The organism is Fulvivirga imtechensis AK7 (genome assembly GCF_000331535.1).
Taxonomy (GTDB): Bacteria; Bacteroidota; Bacteroidia; order Cytophagales; family Cyclobacteriaceae; genus Fulvivirga; species Fulvivirga imtechensis.
On record NZ_AMZN01000064.1, the window covers coordinates 42829 to 60714 of the forward strand.

A 17886-nucleotide genomic window follows, 5' to 3' on the forward strand; every position below is an offset into this window, starting at 1 on the left:
TTATCCTAACCGAACTTTACGTACTTTTGCAGCCCCAAAAAGATTGTCGTAAATATGGATCAAAATGTTCGTGTCAGATTTGCTCCAAGCCCAACTGGAGCTTTGCATATCGGTGGGGTAAGAACTGCCCTTTACAACTATTTATTTGCCAAAAAGTATAATGGCACTATGGTACTGAGAATTGAGGATACTGACCAGGCTCGCTTTGTACCGGGTGCAGAAGAGTATATAAGGGAATCCCTGGAATGGATAGGCATCATTGCTGATGAAAGTCCATTTGCAGGCGGTGAATATGGCCCCTATCGTCAATCTGAACGCAAAGAAATATATGCACAGTACGCTCAAAGACTTATTGACGAAGGAAACGCATATTATGCTTTTGATACACCTGAAGATCTGGAAGCTATGCGGGAAAGGCTTAAAGCAGCCCGTGTCGATACTCCGCAATATAATGCCATCACAAGAACGCAAATGAAAAATTCTCTCACGCTGTCGGAGGGTGAGGTAAAAGAGCGATTGAATTCCGGGGAGCCGTACGTAATCAGACTGAAGGTTCCTCGAAAAGAGGAAGTGCGCCTAAACGATATGGTAAGAGGTTGGGTGATGGTACACTCTTCAGCAATTGATGACAAAGTGCTTATGAAATCAGATGGTATGCCTACCTATCATCTCGCCAATGTCGTTGATGATCATTTAATGAAAATAACACATGTTATACGTGGCGAAGAATGGTTGCCATCAGCGCCCTTGCATGTACTTTTATATCAATTCCTGGGTTGGGAAAGTTCAATGCCTCAGTTCGCGCATTTACCACTGTTGCTGAAGCCTGATGGCAACGGCAAATTAAGCAAGCGTGATGGCGATAAACACGGATTTCCTGTATTCCCGATAGAGGGAAAATTTCCTGGCAAAGATGGCAGACCGGAGGTTTTTAATGGCTTCAGGGAGGAGGGCTACCTTCCCGATGCACTGATAAACTTTCTGGCATTTCTGGGCTGGAACCCCGGCACCGATCAGGAAATATTCTCGCTTGAGGAACTGATCGAAGCCTTTTCGATTGAGCGGATAGGCAAGTCAGGAGCAAAGTTTGATATTGAGAAAGCCAAATGGTACAACCAACAGTATATTAAGGTCAAATCCGGTCAGGAACTGAGCACATACCTTCAAAAACAACTGGAGACACACAACATTTCCTGCGCTCAGGAAAAGCTGGAGCGTATTTGCGAAGCCATGAGAGAGCGTGTTGTTTTTCCTGTAGACTTTTGGAAAGACGGTCAATTCTTTTTTGTGAAGCCTGAAAATTACGATGAAGATGTAGTTCGAAAAAAATGGACTGAAGAAGCTGTGTCTGTTCTGGAGGCTTACAGGAAGGCTATTCTTGAGGCCGATGTGCTTTCTGCTGAAGATGCAAAATCAATATTGAATAACATATTAGACAAAAAAGGCGTTAAATTAGGACAGGTAATGCAGGCTGTTAGGTTAGCTATCACCGGCAAAGGTGCAGGACCTGACCTCATGGAGATCATTGAGATCCTGGGCAAGGAAGAGGTGGCTGATCGTATAACAAAAGCAATAGGTGCATTGCCTGTAAAGCAAGTAAACTAAACACCTGAAAGCCATGTCTAAAAAAGATCCCGGAAAAAAGAAAAAGCAGAAGGAAAAACCCAAGGTAAACCCTGAGCTCGAAGGTTTCGATATCAAGATCAATTCATTCGGTGAAATTCAGACAAATTTCAACATAGATAAGATCAACGAATTCCTCAATAAAAACGTAGAAGATAAAAAGCTGGCAGAGCGGGAAGATTATGATGAGTTAAAATCCAAAAAGAAAAAAGACCCTGACGAGGACGAATAAATAAATATGGCCCGACAATCACATGAAATTGACTACGAGATCAAAGGGGAAAGCATACAAATTGTAGAGGTAGAGCTTGATCCAAATGAAACAGTAATAGCCGAAGCAGGCGCTATGTTATACATGGAGGACGGTATTGTCTTTGAAACCAAAATGGGAGACGGCTCTGAGCCTAATCAGGGTCTTTTTGGTAAATTACTTTCCGCAGGCACTAGAATGCTTACCGGTGAGTCGATGTTCATGACACATTTTACATACCGAGGTGTTGGTAAGGCAAAAGTGGCCTTCTCTGCTCCATACCCCGGCACGGTTATTCCAATCGATCTGGCCCAAATTCCGGGCAGAGAAGTTATTGTACAAAAAGATGGATTTCTGTGTGCAGCTCTGGGCACAAAAGTAGCTATTACCTTCAACAAAAGGCTTGGCTCCGGACTTGTCGGAGGTGAAGGGTTCATCCTTCAAAAGCTTCAGGGTGACGGAAAGGCTTTTGTACATGCAGGCGGAACGGTTATCGAAAAACAACTTAACAACGAAGTGCTTCGTGTTGACACCGGCTGTGTAGTGGCCTTCGAACCGGGCATTGACTTCAATGTGGAATCCGCAGGTGGTTTAAGGTCAATGATCTTCGGGGGCGAGGGCTTGTTTCTGGCAACCCTCCGGGGTACCGGTAGGGTGTGGCTTCAATCTATGCCCATCAGAAAGCTCGTACAGGCGCTGGCCCCATATGGACGCAACAGAGGCAAGGAATCCAGTTCTTTGTTAGGCAATTTCCTTGAGTCTTAATAATTAGTGTTTGCAAGAAACTCTTGCCATCATCGCGCCTGTCCCGGCCTTGCCACCATAGCTGTTAACTTAAGAGAAAACGAGCCCCCAGAGGGGGCAAATCTTTGTAGCCCGGGACAGCCTTCACCTCTCCCAAAGCTTGAATATGGTGCATTAAATATTAAATCCTTTCCCGGGACTTCACCCCAGGCTACCAATATTGCATCCCAACCGGGATGCTTAAGTTAACGGCTATGGGGCTTGCCAGGGGGAGGAATCGAGGCGATCCCTGCTTAAAAGAAGAGGGGATTGCCGCACTTCGTTACCGATGACGTATAAGTTGTGAGTTTTCTTACAAAAACTAATTAAGAGATCCTTCCTCTCGTGCCAATGACGAGTTTTTATTACACACTGATAATCAACTAATATTAACGTGAGTTCGATATAAGATGCCTGAAAATAGGCGGTCATCCTGACGAAAGGAAGGATCTTCCTAAGTGTTTTAATTGTAACCTTGAACTTAGTAAGATTCTTCGTGCCTCCCCGAGGCAAGCCAGGCAAGCTCGGGACAGGCAGAATGACCTTAAAAAGAGTTTTTTAGGTTATTTTTGGATACAAATACAATTTAATCGGTTCTACTATATCGAACTCACGTTAATATTAAATTCCCAATACCGTCATCTCGGACCTAACACAGTGAAGATCCGGGATCTCCTCACTACTGGCAGTGTCCGGCCGTTCTTCTACTCAATACAACTCAGTACTCATGACTTTTCTTTGCCAACGCATTCCATGTCGATTAATCCAGGGGGGAAATCAAAATCGGATATTAATTTTTTATATTTGCCCCCGATAAGAATAACCTGTTATTAATCAGATGGAAAAAGTGAAATTAGGTATCATCAGAGAGGGGAAAGTACCTGTGGATAAACGCGTTCCTTTTACCCCTGTGCAAGCCAGGGAGGTAATGGACACTTTCGACAATATAGAAGTAATCTGCCAATCAAGTGGCATCAGGTGCTTCCAGGATGACGAATACCTTCACAATGGTGTAAGAGTAGAGCCGGAGGTTAGTAGTTGTGATATACTTATGGGTGTTAAGGAAGTACCCTTAGATCAGTTGATCTCTGAAAAAACATACTTTTTCTTTTCGCATACGATCAAAGAGCAGCCGTATAACAGAAAGCTTCTGCAAGCTATCCTGGAAAAGAACATTCGGCTGATCGACTACGAAGTACTTACCGATGCGGACGGCACCAGGATCGTAGCATTCGGTCGCTATGCAGGTATTGTTGGCGCGTATAATGGCATCTGGACCTTTGGGAAGAGGTATAATCTTTTTCACCTGCGCAGAGCGCATGAATGTTTTGACCTGGAAGATCTTAAAACCGAATATAAAAAAGTATCGTTGCCGCCTGTGAAAATTGTAGTTACCGGTGGTGGCCGAGTATCTAAGGGTGCCATGGAGGTACTCAATGGTATGGGCATTCGTAAAGTTTCTCCGGCCGAATTCCTGACAGAGCGATTCGAGAGCGCAGTTTATTGCCAATTGAACAGCAGAGATTACAACACTCCAAAAGGTGGTGGAGAATTTGTAAGAGGAGACTTTTATAAAAACCCGGAACATTACGAGGGCGATTTTTTAAAATATGCCAGGGTATCGGATATTTTAATAGCAGGCGCCTACTGGGACCCCCGGGCACCTGTACTTTTCAGGCGCGAGGATGTAATGAAGCCCGATTTTAAGATAAGAGTCATTGCTGATATTACCTGCGATATAGAGGGTTCCATTCCATCCACCAAGCGGCCATGTACGATTGATGAGCCAATATACGACTACAATCCAAGTGAGGATAAAGTGGAAACACCCCTTTCAGATGAAGGAAATATCACTGTTATGGCCGTTGATAACCTACCTTGCGAGTTGCCACGGAATGCCTCCGGGGACTTCGGTCGCGAACTCATTGACAATGTGCTGCCTCACCTTTTAGGCGATGATAGTGAAAATGTTATAAAAAGAGCAACCATTGCCGAAAATGGCAGACTCACAGAAAGGTACAGCTATCTTCAAAATTATGTGGAAGGAAAGCTCAGCAATCAGCTTTAGTGGCCTGTTACATGTAGTAAAGTACAGACTATTTTATTACATTTAGGAGATATGTTCAAAGAAACGGAGCTTGTAAGCCGGTCGAAGCAATATGTTGAAGGTGTTTTAAAAAATCTACCTGATGAGTATTGTTATCATAACCTTCAACATACACGTGAAGTGGCCGCTGCTGCAGAAGAAATCGGAACTCAGTCAAAACTATCTCAAGAGCAGTTGGAGTTGGTAGTTTTGGCAGCGTGGTTTCACGATATCGGCTATAAATGTGGCTTTGACAACCATGAAGAAGAGAGTATCAGGCTGATGCGGGAAACCCTCACCGAGTGGAAGGTGCCTTCTGAAAAGATTGACAACATCGAAAAGATCGTACTTTCCACAAAAATGCCTCAAAGCCCTGATGATGAGCTATCAAAAGTGATGTGCGATGCAGACCTGTATCACTTGTCATCTAATGACTTTTCTGTACGTAGCGAGGCCCTAAGACAAGAACTGGTGACTCTTTGCAATAAAGATATTTCATCGAAAGACTGGGTAAAAAATAATATTGAATTTCTAAATCACCACCGCTATTTTACTGGCTACGGCAAGCAGGTGTTAGAACCTAAAAAAAGAGAAAATCTGGAAAAGCTGAAAAAAAAAGAAAATAAGCAAATAGACGCCAGGTATGTGCAGAAGCTTGAAGAACAAGTAGCCAAGCTTAAAAAAAAGATAGAGAAGGACAAGGTAATGAAGCCTGACCGGGGTATTGAGACAATGTTTCGGATCACCTCTAAAAACCACCTTACCTTAAGTGGGATGGCTGATAATAAGGCCAATATCATGATCTCGATTAACTCTATTATACTATCAGTACTGGTATCGGTGCTCTTTAGAAAATTTGAAGACTATCCGAACCTGATCATACCCGGAATGCTGTTGGTCATAGTGTGTCTTACCACTATTGTTTTTGCAGTACTTGCCACGCGGCCCAACATCTCATCAGGCACCTTTACCAGAGAAGATATACTGGAGAGAAAAACTAACCTCCTGTTTTTTGGCAATTTTCACAATATGGAACTAGACAACTACATGTGGGGTATGAAGGAAATGATGAAGGATGCTGACTTCCTGTATGGCAGCATGATCAAAGATATTTATTTTCTGGGTATAGTATTAGGAAAAAAATACCGCATGCTAAGGAAGTCATATAATGTGTTTATGTATGGCTTCATAGTTTCTATTCTGGCCTTTGTTATTGCCATGGTATTTTTCCCTGCATAGCTTATTCAGCTTCCTGCTCTTCCAACCACTTATGAAAAGCAACCTGAGCCTGCACGCAAGGCAATTCATTGTTGATTCTAGCATTATTAAGCGTTGGGTCCAGGAAGCACGATTTAACACTATCTCTGAGTTGTACATCTATAAGCTTGAGGACCTCTGACTTCAGGTCCGGTTGATAAACAGGAAAAACAACTTCTATCCTTCTGTACAGGTTGCGTTTCATCCAGTCAGCAGAGCCCTGATACAGCTCATCATCGCCATTGTTATAAAAATAAAAAACTCTGGAATGCTCGAGGTAGCGATCCACTATCCTCCTTATCGTAATATTCTCGCTCAGGCCTTTTATACCAGGCTTCAAACAGCATATCGCCCTGATGATCAGCTCTATTTTAACACCTGCCTGACTTGCCTCATAAAGCCTGTCTATCATAATGTCATCTTCCAGGTTGTTGAGTTTGAGAATAATGAGGCCCTTCCCTCCGTTTTTCACGTGAGCTATTTCCCTATCTATCAATTTATTGAATCTTTCAGTTAAATTAAACTGGGATACAAGCAAATGCTGGAAAGGAGTGATCTCCTCCTGATGATAGAGGTACTGAAAAACCCTGTCCAGCTCAGAGGTAAGCTCTGCATGACATGTTAAAAGCGCTTCGTCAGCATAGATAGTGGCCGTTTTCTCATTGAAGTTGCCTGTTCCAAAAAAACCGTATCGTTTTAAAGAACCATCGCCTTGTCTTCTACAAACCACCGCCACCTTAGCATGCACTTTTAGCCCGGGAATACTATAAATGATCTTAATACCGGCCTTTTCCATCCTTTCCGCCCATCTCAGGTTGTTTTCCTCGTCAAAGCGGGCCTTGATCTCAACGAATACAGTAACGCTCTTTCCGTTTTGAGCAGCACTGATCAGCGCATTGCTGATAAAAGAATTTGCGGCTATTCTATAGAACGTGACTTTTATTTCTTCAACCTGCGTATCCAAAGCGGCTTCATTAAAAAACCTCAGTACATAGTCATAACTCTGATATGGAAAATGCAGCATGATATCCCTTTCATCGATGGCCTTGAAAACAGAGGGGGTTTCTTCCAGGCATTTCTTTCTTATTGTTGGCAGAGGCTCATTCTCCAGCAGAGGTTTCAGTGGGTTTTCCAGGTCAAACAGATCATACATGTTGTGATACCTGCCTCCCGGAATCAGATCGTCCTGGGAAAGTTTAAATTTCTTGACAAGAAAATCCAGCAACTCATCAGGCATATCCTGATCATACAAAAAGCGAGAGGGCACACCCAAATTGCGTTTCTCTATCTGCTTTCTTATTTTCTTTACGAGATCACCCGAATATTCATCTTCAATATTTAAATCTGCGTCACGGTTGAGCTTGATTGAATAAATACCCTCTATGGAATAGCTTGGAAAAAGAAACCCAAGCTTTTCTCTGATAATATCATCTATTGCTATGAAAAAGAAATAGTCATTTACCTTAGGTAATTCCACAAATCGTGGAAGATGGTCGGTAGGAATATTTAAATGAGCATAATCTATCTCACCGCTACTTCTATCCTTTAAAATAATAGCAAAGTATAATGCGCGGTTATCCAAATAGGGAGCCCGGCTTTTCTCATTTGTCATGATCACAGGCTGTAAGTATGAAAGCACTTTGCTCTTGAAATAGCGCTCTACATATCGGTCATGCTCCTCAAGTATAGGTTCATCTCTATAAAGAATTATTTTGTTTTCCTTTAACTCAGGAATTATTACTTCCTTTTTGATCCTGCCGAATTCTTCCTGTTGTCGGTGGACCTCCTCCAACACATCATCCAATAGCTTTTTCGGCTTTCTGCTAAATCTTTTATTGATCTTTTTCTTATCAATGCCTACAATACTCCTTAGTGAAGCGACCCGCACCCTGAAGAATTCATCCAAATTAGATGAATATATAGCCAGGAATTTTATTCTTTCATATAGTGGCACCGTTTTGTCTGCCGCCTCCATCAACACACGCTTATTAAAAGATAACCAGCTTAAATCGCGATCGAAGTATTTATCTGAGTCTTCCATAGTTATTAAATCAACAAAAATTGACCGATGATGTTAGGGCCTAAGTTAACAAATCGACTGATTTTGAGTAGGATGTAACAAAAAAGAGGCTCATGATGATGAGCCTCTTTTTTATTTCTTCAAGCTTTATTTTCAGTTTCCGAAAATGTACCGCAGACCGAACTGCATCTGCCACCTGGAGCTAAACAAACCTGAATCATCCTTTACGAGCATATCTTCCATTTTAGTAACATCAGTATTAAACCTGAATGTAGGAACGTCTGTACCTGGAGCCAAACCTGCATAGTCCAGCAACTGTACTGAGGTGCCATCACCATTAGGAACACCGTACCTTCTTCCCCAATCTTTATTAAGGAAGTTGCCAAAATTAAATATATCGAAAGACACTTGCAGCGTTTGCCTTTTTCCTCCGGCTACTATGTAGATATCCTGAAGAAGTTTAAAATCTACTATGCTCTCAAATGGAGTTCTCGCCATATTTTTCTCCGCATACTGCCCTCTTCTCTCTGAAAGGTAGTCGTCATTAGAAATATAAGCGTCCAAAGCCGCCCATTGAGCTGCTGCACTTGCATTGGCTTCATTAAAAACAATCTCAGAAGCATTAGCAGGAACATAAATAAGAGCTCTTTCGCGAGAATCCTCACCGGTAAATCCTGAGTTGTAAGTATAAGAAAAAGGTGCACCGGACTGGCCTTGGTAATACAGACCTATAGTAGTAGCAAAGTTATTCAAATACTCTTTTCTATAAGAAATAGAAGCTATAACACGTGATGCCGCATCAAAATCAGACCGGCCAAGAGGAGCATTGTTTCGTCCATCGATACTGTAAACACCTCTCCACTGTGAAGAGTTTTGAGATGAAGTTCCCTCAAAAATGGCTTCTGCTCTTCCAAAATTATATGCAACATTAGCAGTCAACCCATTTTCAAAAGGTTTTGTTAGACTTGCAGTGATATTATACGAATATCCTTCATTTGTATTAGAGCCCAGATAAATACCTGTATAAGTAGGATCAACCCTGCCATTAGTAAATCTGGGGCGATCATCAGGTCCTTCAAAACGTTGTGTTGAAGGAATGACGTTCACGTTCTCATAAAAGATATTGTTAAGCGTCTTGGTGTACATAAATTCTGCAGTACCTATTAAGCCCCAGAATGGAAGCTTTTGGTCAACAGCCACGCTGGCTCTCAACATTTGAGGGAATTTGAAATCCTCGGCAAACAGATCCATCTGTCCCTGGGGTATATCATCGGTACCACCAAAGTCACCAACAGTTGGCTGGTTAAAGGGATCGGGATTAAAATCTATGTTATTAAATTGTCTTGTTCCCCCTACCATCAACCCGTTGTTGTTATACATTGCTCCGGGCCAAACAAAAGGCACACGGCTGGTAAAAATACCTACACCACCTCTTAGCTGAGTAGTCTGATCTCCATTGAGGTCGTAGTTAAACCCAAACCTTGGAGCCAGGAGAAATTGAGTTTTGGGCGCCTTCCCTGCACGAGCGCCTTTCATATCATAACCAGCGGCCTCTATCAACCCAATCGTGGTATTGTTAAAATAAGTATCCTCAAGAGGGTCATCGGTAAACATTGGAATATCTATACGTAAACCGGCAGTTATTTTTAATTTATTGTTCACCTGAATATCATCCTGAACGTAGAATCCAAGCTGGATAGCTTTAAAATCAGCCGCGGCATCAGTCTTGTCTCCGGTGGTATTATCTACCAGAGAATAGCTGCGATCATATTGGAAAGCCAGACCTGTACCACCATTGACATCATCGATAAAGTCCTGAATGGTACTATATCGGTAGGAGCCAAAGTTTTGTCTTATAAATACGTTTCTCATATTATAAAACTCATTGTGGGTACCAAAAGTAAAGGTGTGTTTTCCTCTGTAGAGATTAAAGTTATCGGTAATTGTAAATATCTTTTGCTCTAAAACGTTACCTGTAGAAAACTGCTCACTTCCTGCCTCTATATCTCCCACTGTAATATCAATATAGGGAAATGGACTTCCCAGTGGATCCCGGTCATCATTTACTGTTGTGTATCCTATGATGAGCTTGTTGGACTTGTCATTAAAGTTACTTACAAATTCAAGCGTGGTAGCATTGGTGGTCGAGGGGAAGAATACACCTGCATTGGCAAATCTTATTCTGCTGGAGTTAGATGTGCTGGGTGAAAAGTTCTCTCCTTTGTTATAGCTATGACGGAGAGAAAGTTTATGATTCTGGTTAATATTGTAGTCAAATTTCACCAGAAATTTTTCAGCCTCAAGCTTTTGAATTACATTCTCGTATCCACCGGGCTCATAGCCCAAAGACCTTAATGTATTGGCAAACTGATCTATTTCTGCTCTTGTTACACCTCCGGTATAGGTATTGAAGTTAAAAGGTTGAGGTGTTTCATCTCTTTGAATCTCACCATTAGCGAAGAAGAACAGCTTATCTTTAATAATAGGGCCGCCCACTCTGAAACCATATGTTTTTGCGCTAAACTCAGCCAGTCTTTCTCTTTCTTCTTCACTAACCAAAGTAGGAGTTTTTCCGGCCAGACTTTCATTTCTAACCAAATAATATACAGACCCCTCCACATCATTGGTACCCGATCTGGTTACCGCACTGATACCTGCTCCTGCAAAGCCTCCAAGAGTTACATCATAAGGCGCTACTGCTACGCTGATCTGATCCAAAGCATCTATACTTATTAAAGAAAGTCCGCCTAACTGGCCTCCATTTTGTCCGTTGGCAGCCAATCCAAAAACATCATTGCTAACAGCCCCATCAATGAAAATCGAGTTGTAGCGGTTATTCATACCGGCAATGCTAATACCACCGCCTGATGTAAATGACGCTTGTGGGGTTAATCTTGTAAAGTCGTTAATGCTTCGTGAAGCATTGGGCAAAGAGGTTAATTCCTGTCTTGATACAGTAGTTACAGCCCCCGTTCTTTCACTGTTCATGATTGAAGAATGATCGGCAGAGATGGTAACACCTGCCAGCTCTGTTACATTTTCGGATAGTTGGGCATTAAGGTCGAAAGTTTTACCTAGTGCCAGGAATATTTCCTCCCGAACGTGTGGTTCAAAGCCAACATAAGTTACTTTTACTTCATAGGGACCACCAACACGCATGTTGTTGATCCTGAAAAAACCGTTCACATCGGTTACACTTCCATACTGTGTACCAGACGGTTTGTGTACAGCGCTCACTGTTGCTCCGGGTAAACTCTCTCCGTTTTTGTCAGTGATCTTTCCACTCATTGCTGAGGTAGTTGAGCCTTGGCCAAATGCCAAAGTGGCACAAAGCATCAACCCTGCAAAAGAAATAATCTTGAGTAAATTTTGTTTCATTCCTGTCAAGGTTTGTTAAAAATAAGTTTAGTTTAATGATTTATGCATAGCTTGTTAATGCGGGGCAAAGTTAATATATTATTCTACTACCTCTAAGTGCCTTATTTTATTTTTATAAAAACAGATAGCTTTTAAAATTAACAGTTTGATAATTTACCACTGGTAAGATTCTTTATTGCAAGACCTCCTTTCTTTTCTTTATATTCGGTGTTTTGAATATATTATGCTTATGAAACTTCGGCCTTCCGACTTCGGTCTTCGAGTTATCTCAATAATAAATATATATACATGAAAAATATTTTCACCTTCATAATAGCTATCTCCTCATTTTATTTCAGCTATTCGCAGAATACTGACCTCACATACTACCTGCCCGAAGGCACCGAATATGACCCCAAAATACCCGCTCCGGAATCGGTGATCGGCCATGAAGTGGGACAGTGGCATATCAGCCACGATCGCCTGACGCGGTATATGTATGCTCTTGCAGAGGCCTCAGACAGGGTAGAGATCAGGGAATATGCACAAACGCATGAGGCTCGTCCGCTACTGGTTTTAACCATAACATCTCCCGAAAACCATTCCCGGCTAGATGAAATCAAAAGCAGCCATGTCAGGTTGACGGATCCTGCTGTTTCAGACAATCTGAACATCAAAAACATGCCTGCGGTTGTTTATATGGGTTATAGCATTCATGGCAATGAATCCAGTGGCAGCAATGCAGCATTGTTAGTGGCTTATCATTTGGCCGCAGCTCAGGGCACGGAAATAGAAAAGACCCTTAATGAAACAGTCATTCTTCTGGACCCAAGCTTTAACCCTGACGGCCTTCAACGCTTCTCCGGCTGGGTAAATTCAAGAAAAAGCCACAACATCATTACTGATCCAAATAATATGGAGCAAAATGAAATGTGGCCCGGCGGCAGGACCAATCATTATTGGTTTGACCTTAACAGAGACTGGCTACCAGCCCAACATCCCGAATCAAGAGGACGTATAGCTCTTTTTCACGAATGGAAACCAAACGTGCTGACCGATCATCATGAAATGGGGACCAATTCCACCTTTTTCTTCCAGCCGGGAATTCCTTCAAGAAATAACCCGCTTACTCCTGCAAAAACCTATGAGCTCACCAATAGAATGGGGGAATATCATGCGCGCGCTCTTGATAAAATAGGATCTCTGTACTACACCAAAGAGAGTTTTGACGACTATTATTACGGCAAGGGCTCCACATATCCTGACATTAACGGAGCGGTGGGAATACTGTTTGAACAAGCCAGCTCACGTTCTCATGCTCAGGAAAGTGAGCACGGTATACTTTATTTTCCATTCACCATCAAAAATCAATTTACCACCAGCCTCTCAACACTTCGCGCGGTGAATGATATGCGGGAAGATTTCTTAAACCACCAGCGCACTTTTTATAAGGAGGCATCTGCCGAAGCCAGAAAAGATCAGTCCAAAGCCTATGTATTTGGGTCTAAAGATAAGTTCAGAAATCATCATTTGGCAGAATTGATCTCCCGGCATCAGATAAATATCTATCACGGCAGTGAGCCCATGTCAATCAATAATATACGGTATGGAGCAGACGAGCTGTACTTTATTCCACTGGAACAATCCCAATATCGCCTTATAGAAGCGATGTTTGAAACCCGCATAGAATTTCAGGACAGCCTGTTTTATGATATTTCTACCTGGACACTGCCACTTGCTTTTAATGTGGATTATAAGAAGATCGACTCCAAGGCATTTGATCAGAAGCTATTGGGCCGGCCATTTGACAGCAATAAAAAACCAACAGGCGAAGTTGTAGGAGGTAAGTCGGCATATGCATATGCCTTTGAGTGGTATGGCTACTATACACCGAAAATGCTCAATGATCTGCTCGTTAATGGCTACAAAGTAAAAGTAGCGAACGAGCCATTTCATTCTCCTGATGGTAAAAAATTTGAGCGTGGTTCTATTCTTATCCCGGTACAAATACAAAATGGATCACGGGATAGGATCCATGCTGACCTCACAATGTTGGCCAGGGAAAATGGTGTTGACATTTATGCCCTTCACACCGGCCTTGATTATACCGGGGTAAGCCTTGGAAGTCCAAATTTCAATAATATTAAAAAACCTCAGGTTATGATGTTGGTTGGCGAAGGTGTTAGCCCGTACGATGCCGGTGAAGTATGGCATCTGTTTGATCAGCGCTATAAAATGGACATCTCTTTGGTACCCATAGACGTATTCAACAGGTCTGACATTAACAAGTATACAACCATTATCATGGTTAGCGGTACCTATAAAGAGATCAACGATACTGCCAGGGAAAAGCTAAAGCAATGGGTTCAAAATGGTGGGACGATTGTGGCCAGCGAGACCGCACTGACCTATTTGAATTCTATAAATCTCGGTAAATTCGACTTTGTGAAAACTAACGATAATGATTCAAATGAGCCGGCAAAGTATGCTGATATAAGACAAACAAGAGGAGCTCAGGAAATCGGTGGCGCCATCTTTGAAACCAATGTAGATATTACGCACCCACTATTTTATGGTTATTATAAAAAAGAAATGCCTGTATTCCGGGGCAATAAGATATTCCTCGAAAAATCAAAAAATCAATTTGCCAATCCTATGGTTTACACAGATTCTCCCTTGTTGAGCGGCTACATTTCACTACCAAATCTTAATTCCCTTAAAGGTTCATCTGCAGCCGGGATAAGCAATTATGGTCGCGGTCAGGTGATCGGCTTCACTGACAATCTCAATTTCAGAGCCTTCTGGTATGGTACTAATAAAATATTCATGAATGCCATATTTTTCGGGCCATTGATCAGCAATGCATCAGGAAGATAAGGGGCTGCTAAAAGAGCAGCATCCATTTGTTTGTCTTGTTATATTGTATTAATTTGAAAGTTATTATGAAAGATTTGGCATAGTTTTGGCGCTGATGTGCATGTAAATAACCCTCAAATATGAATTTTAGAACAGGAAGGATCTTATTTCTAGGTATAGTCTGTGGTTTGGCTTTTTTATTAGCAAATGAGGCGTTTTCCCAGGGAGAGATTATTAATGATGTGAAGGAGGCTATTAAAACAGGTAGTTCTAAAGAAATAGCAAAGTTTCTCAATCAGAATGTGGATGTGACGCTTGATGGCAATATGCAAAGTTACAGCAAGACACAAGCCGAATTTGTATTGAAAGATTTCTTTAAGAACAATCCGCCATCAAGTTTTACCATTGTCCATCAGGGGGCTTCCAAAGGAGGTTTACCCTATGCTATTGGTCAATATATGTCAAAGGACGATACTTACCGGGTATGGCTGCGTATTAAGAATACCGGCAATAAATACCTGATACACGAGATAAGTTTTATCAAAGAATAGAAAAGAACGGCTTTTAGCGGATAGAAAGCACTGTTTAATCAGTGCTTTTTTTATTTTTGCACGATGAAATTAAGCTATATCACTGATAAAGTGATTAAAAGATTTATTCAGGAGGCATTAAGAGAAGATGTTGGTGATGGGGACCATTCCTCACTGGCAGCGATTCCGGCAACAGTTAAAAGCAAGGCACAATTGCTGATCAAACAGGAAGGGATCATTGCCGGTATCGAACTGGCTGAAAAAATATTTGGTTTTTTTGATGCTGAGTTAAAAATACAGATACTTAAGCGGGATGGCGAGCCGGTAAAAGAGGGGGAGGTAGCATTTACAGTTGAAGGCGCTGCCCGTTCCATTCTGACGTGTGAGAGGCTTGTGCTCAACTGCATGCAAAGAATGAGTGGTATTGCTACCTATACAAATTATCTCTGTGGCTTAATCAAGGGCACTAATGCCCGTTTGTTGGATACACGCAAAACAACACCCAATTTCAGAATGGCTGAAAAGTGGGCTGTAGCCATTGGTGGTGGTACCAATCACCGGTTTGGACTATACGATATGATTATGTTAAAGGACAATCACATCGACTTTGCGGGGGGCATCGAAAATGCCATAAAAGCTACACATGAATACCTGAATGCAACCAACAAACAGCTCCGGATAGAAGTTGAAACCCGTAATCTTGCCGAAGTAGAGCAAGTGCTGAATGCAGGAGGGGTAGACATCATTATGCTGGACAATATGATGCCATCAGTTATGAAGGAAGCCATTAAGTTAATTGACGGAAAGTATGAAACTGAGGCCAGCGGAGGAATAACTGAAAAAAATATTCGTGAGGTTGCAGAGTGTGGAGTCGACTTCATCTCAGTGGGAGCGCTCACTCATTCGGTAAAAAGTATGGACATGAGTCTCAAAGCCACCTGACCTTGAAAAGAAGAAAAAATATAATCATCATATTTCTTGATGTATTGTTATTTACAATAATATTCATTGCACTATTTTATCACTGTTCTTAATATTCGAACCAAACTATGATCGTAAAAACTAAAAAGTACAAGCTTGAAAGTGGTACATATATTAAACTTGCCTTAAAAAATGTCCTGAAACAGCAATGGTGGGTTTTCCTGATAGCGCTTGCCATCTGTGCTGGATATTTGTGGATCCCCAATATATGGTGGTTTATCGGAACTGGTATAGCATTGGTACTTTATATATTGTTCTGGCTGATCCAATTTGCCGGAGTTACCCAACTGGATCAAACAAAAATGCTTTTTGAAAAACTCTCTTATGAAATAAACAGCCAGCAGGTACTGATCAAGTTAAATGCGCGCCAGGGTATGCCTATAAAGTGGGACCAGATCAAAAGAGCTAATGTTAGCAAAAAACATTTTCTGTTGATTGTGAATAAAGCACAACTTATCCATTTACCCTACAAGATCTTTAATAATGATAATGATCGAAAATTTGTTGAAAGCATACTGAAGCGAAAAGGATTCGTTAAATAATTCAACCTGTTCATGGCCGCAAAAGCTCCTTTAACAGTAAAAGAAGCCAAAATAAAAGCAGCAGATTTTTGCGCTTACCAGGAAAGGACGCAACAACAGGTAAGGGATAAACTATATTCATATGGCCTTACTCCTGATGAGGTTGAAGATGTACTTACAGATCTGATCACTGAGGGTTTTGTTAATGAAGAAAGATTTGCCATCAGCTATGCCGGGGGTAAGTTCAGGCTGAAAAAATGGGGCCGTCTGAAGATAATCCAGGGCCTAAAGGCGTTGAAAATTTCTGACTATTGCATTAATAAAGGCTTGCAGGAAATTAACGAAGATGATTATTTAGATACACTAAACACACTGCTTGAAAAGAAAAGACAAAGTATAAAAGAACAAGATAACTTTATTATTAAGAAAAAATTAGCCAACTACGCCCTGCAGAAGGGGTATGAAACCGACTTGATCTGGGACTGCATTGGCCAGGGTGAAATGTAAAGTTGACGACAATAACAACATTTCCGGCAACCTCATCAGCCGGTTAGCAGTTAAACCATTCATGAGAATAATACTTTTTAGTGTACTTTTAATTGCTGCAGGAAGCGCATTCTCGCAGTCCAGCGCAAAAAGGAATAAAACTTTTAATCTTACGAAAGGTATTGCCATTGAAGGTTATGATCCTGTCAGCTATTTTTCAGGAAAACCTCGTCAAGGAGATGAAAAGCTCTCGTACACTCACAAAGGGGTCACCTATTTATTTTCAAATGCTGCGAATCGTCAAAAATTCATTTCCAGCCCCGATGGTTACGAACCACAATATGGCGGATGGTGTGCTTACGCTATAGGAGAATCCGGCAAAAAAATAAAAATAGACCCGTTAACATACAAAATAGCCGATGGAAAACTCTACTTGTTCTACAACTTCAACGGGTATAATACCTTAGAAAACTGGAATAAGAACGAAAAACCACTAAAAACTGCCGCTGATAAAAATTGGCAGTCAATCGTGGAGTAACCCTTCCGTAGGTTTTTCAATAATGGCATTTAGATACTATATTTGAAGTTTTATCGAGATTTGAAGCATGAAATTAGCAGAGGCCTGTAAGGATGTACTGGAACAGTTGGCTGTAGTAGTGCGGGAAATTGACCAGGAGGATTTCGTGAAACCCGTAGACCTATTAAATAATTCTACAATAGGTCAACACGTAAGACATACCCTCGAGTTCTTTATTTGCCTGAAAGAAAATTTTAGTACCGGAGTGGTAAACTATGATGGGCGCAATCATGATCAGATAATCGAATCTGATAAATTTGCAGCCCTGGGAGTTATATACGATATCAACACTTTCCTGGACACTCACCAGCAAGATACCCCCCTCCATTTGGTTGTCAATTATGACCTCTCTCATGATGGCATTGAAAACATAAGCACTAATTATTTTCGGGAGCTGAGCTATAATATTGAGCATGCCATACACCACATGGCTATCATCAAAATTGGCTTAAAGATAGCCGCACCTTACGTCAGTATACCATCGCACTTTGGGGTAGCGGTGTCTACTATAAAATTTCAAAGAGCACAAATTCAGTCTCCAGATAACACTTAGTTTTTT

14 protein-coding genes are annotated in these 17886 nt (G+C 41.5%); 12 read left to right on the top strand and 2 right to left on the bottom strand.

Translation table 11 applies throughout. The annotated features are described in order from the left end of the window. The first annotated feature begins 54 nt into the window (after positions 1-54). The 5 genes from gltX (at position 55) to C900_RS18460 (ending at position 5981) form a co-directional block, all read left to right on the top strand. Complete coding sequence (gene gltX, locus C900_RS18440; protein ID WP_009581665.1) at positions 55-1605, top strand: glutamate--tRNA ligase; 1551 nt, start codon at positions 55-57, stop codon at positions 1603-1605. Positions 1606-1618: 13 nt separating this feature from the next. Continuing rightward, positions 1619-1855, top strand: coding sequence for a hypothetical protein (locus C900_RS18445; RefSeq protein WP_009581666.1), 237 nt, complete (start codon positions 1619-1621; stop codon positions 1853-1855). Positions 1856-1861: 6 nt separating this feature from the next. Then, a complete protein-coding gene (locus tag C900_RS18450) occupies positions 1862-2638 on the top strand; it encodes a TIGR00266 family protein (RefSeq protein ID WP_009581667.1) in 777 nt (258 codons plus the stop codon). Between the two features lie 856 nt (positions 2639-3494). Then, complete coding sequence (locus C900_RS18455; RefSeq protein ID WP_009581668.1) at positions 3495-4724, top strand: NAD(P)-dependent oxidoreductase; 1230 nt, start codon at positions 3495-3497, stop codon at positions 4722-4724. Positions 4725-4775: 51 nt separating this feature from the next. Beyond that, positions 4776-5981 carry a Pycsar system effector family protein gene (locus C900_RS18460; protein WP_009581669.1) on the top strand — a complete coding sequence of 402 codons (1206 nt, stop codon included), beginning with the start codon at positions 4776-4778 and terminating at the stop codon, positions 5979-5981. A 1-nt stretch (position 5982) separates the two neighbouring features. On the opposite strand, the gene ppk1 is transcribed toward C900_RS18460, so the two are convergent. Further along, positions 5983-8040, bottom strand: a complete 2058-nt coding sequence (ppk1, locus tag C900_RS18465) for a polyphosphate kinase 1 (protein WP_040497075.1) — start codon at positions 8038-8040, stop codon at positions 5983-5985. Positions 8041-8172: 132 nt separating this feature from the next. Further along, the gene (locus C900_RS18470; protein ID WP_040497076.1) at positions 8173-11397 is read right to left on the bottom strand and encodes a TonB-dependent receptor; all 3225 of its coding nucleotides are present in this window, start codon (positions 11395-11397) and stop codon (positions 8173-8175) included. Positions 11398-11685: 288 nt separating this feature from the next. On the opposite strand from C900_RS18470, the gene C900_RS18475 reads away from it, so the two are divergent. The 7 genes from C900_RS18475 (at position 11686) to C900_RS18505 (ending at position 17880) form a co-directional block, all read left to right on the top strand. After that, positions 11686-14253, top strand: a complete 2568-nt coding sequence (locus C900_RS18475; protein ID WP_009581673.1) for a M14 metallopeptidase family protein — start codon at positions 11686-11688, stop codon at positions 14251-14253. Positions 14254-14372: 119 nt separating this feature from the next. Next, positions 14373-14783 carry a DUF4783 domain-containing protein gene (locus C900_RS18480; protein ID WP_009581674.1) on the top strand — a complete coding sequence of 137 codons (411 nt, stop codon included), beginning with the start codon at positions 14373-14375 and terminating at the stop codon, positions 14781-14783. Between the two features lie 63 nt (positions 14784-14846). After that, the gene (nadC, locus tag C900_RS18485) at positions 14847-15704 is read left to right on the top strand and encodes a carboxylating nicotinate-nucleotide diphosphorylase (RefSeq protein WP_009581675.1); all 858 of its coding nucleotides are present in this window, start codon (positions 14847-14849) and stop codon (positions 15702-15704) included. 107 nt (positions 15705-15811) lie between these two features. Then, positions 15812-16285 carry a YcxB family protein gene (locus tag C900_RS18490; RefSeq protein ID WP_009581676.1) on the top strand — a complete coding sequence of 158 codons (474 nt, stop codon included), beginning with the start codon at positions 15812-15814 and terminating at the stop codon, positions 16283-16285. Positions 16286-16297: 12 nt separating this feature from the next. Beyond that, a complete protein-coding gene (locus C900_RS18495; protein WP_009581677.1) occupies positions 16298-16771 on the top strand; it encodes a regulatory protein RecX in 474 nt (157 codons plus the stop codon). Between the two features lie 61 nt (positions 16772-16832). After that, positions 16833-17288: a YHS domain-containing (seleno)protein gene (locus C900_RS18500; RefSeq protein WP_009581678.1), complete on the top strand. Its 456-nt coding sequence runs from the start codon at positions 16833-16835 to the stop codon at positions 17286-17288. A gap of 67 nt (positions 17289-17355) precedes the next feature. Continuing rightward, entirely contained in the window at positions 17356-17880 is a 525-nt protein-coding gene (locus C900_RS18505) for a hypothetical protein (protein ID WP_009581679.1), read from the top strand. Positions 17881-17886: the final 6 nt, after the last annotated feature.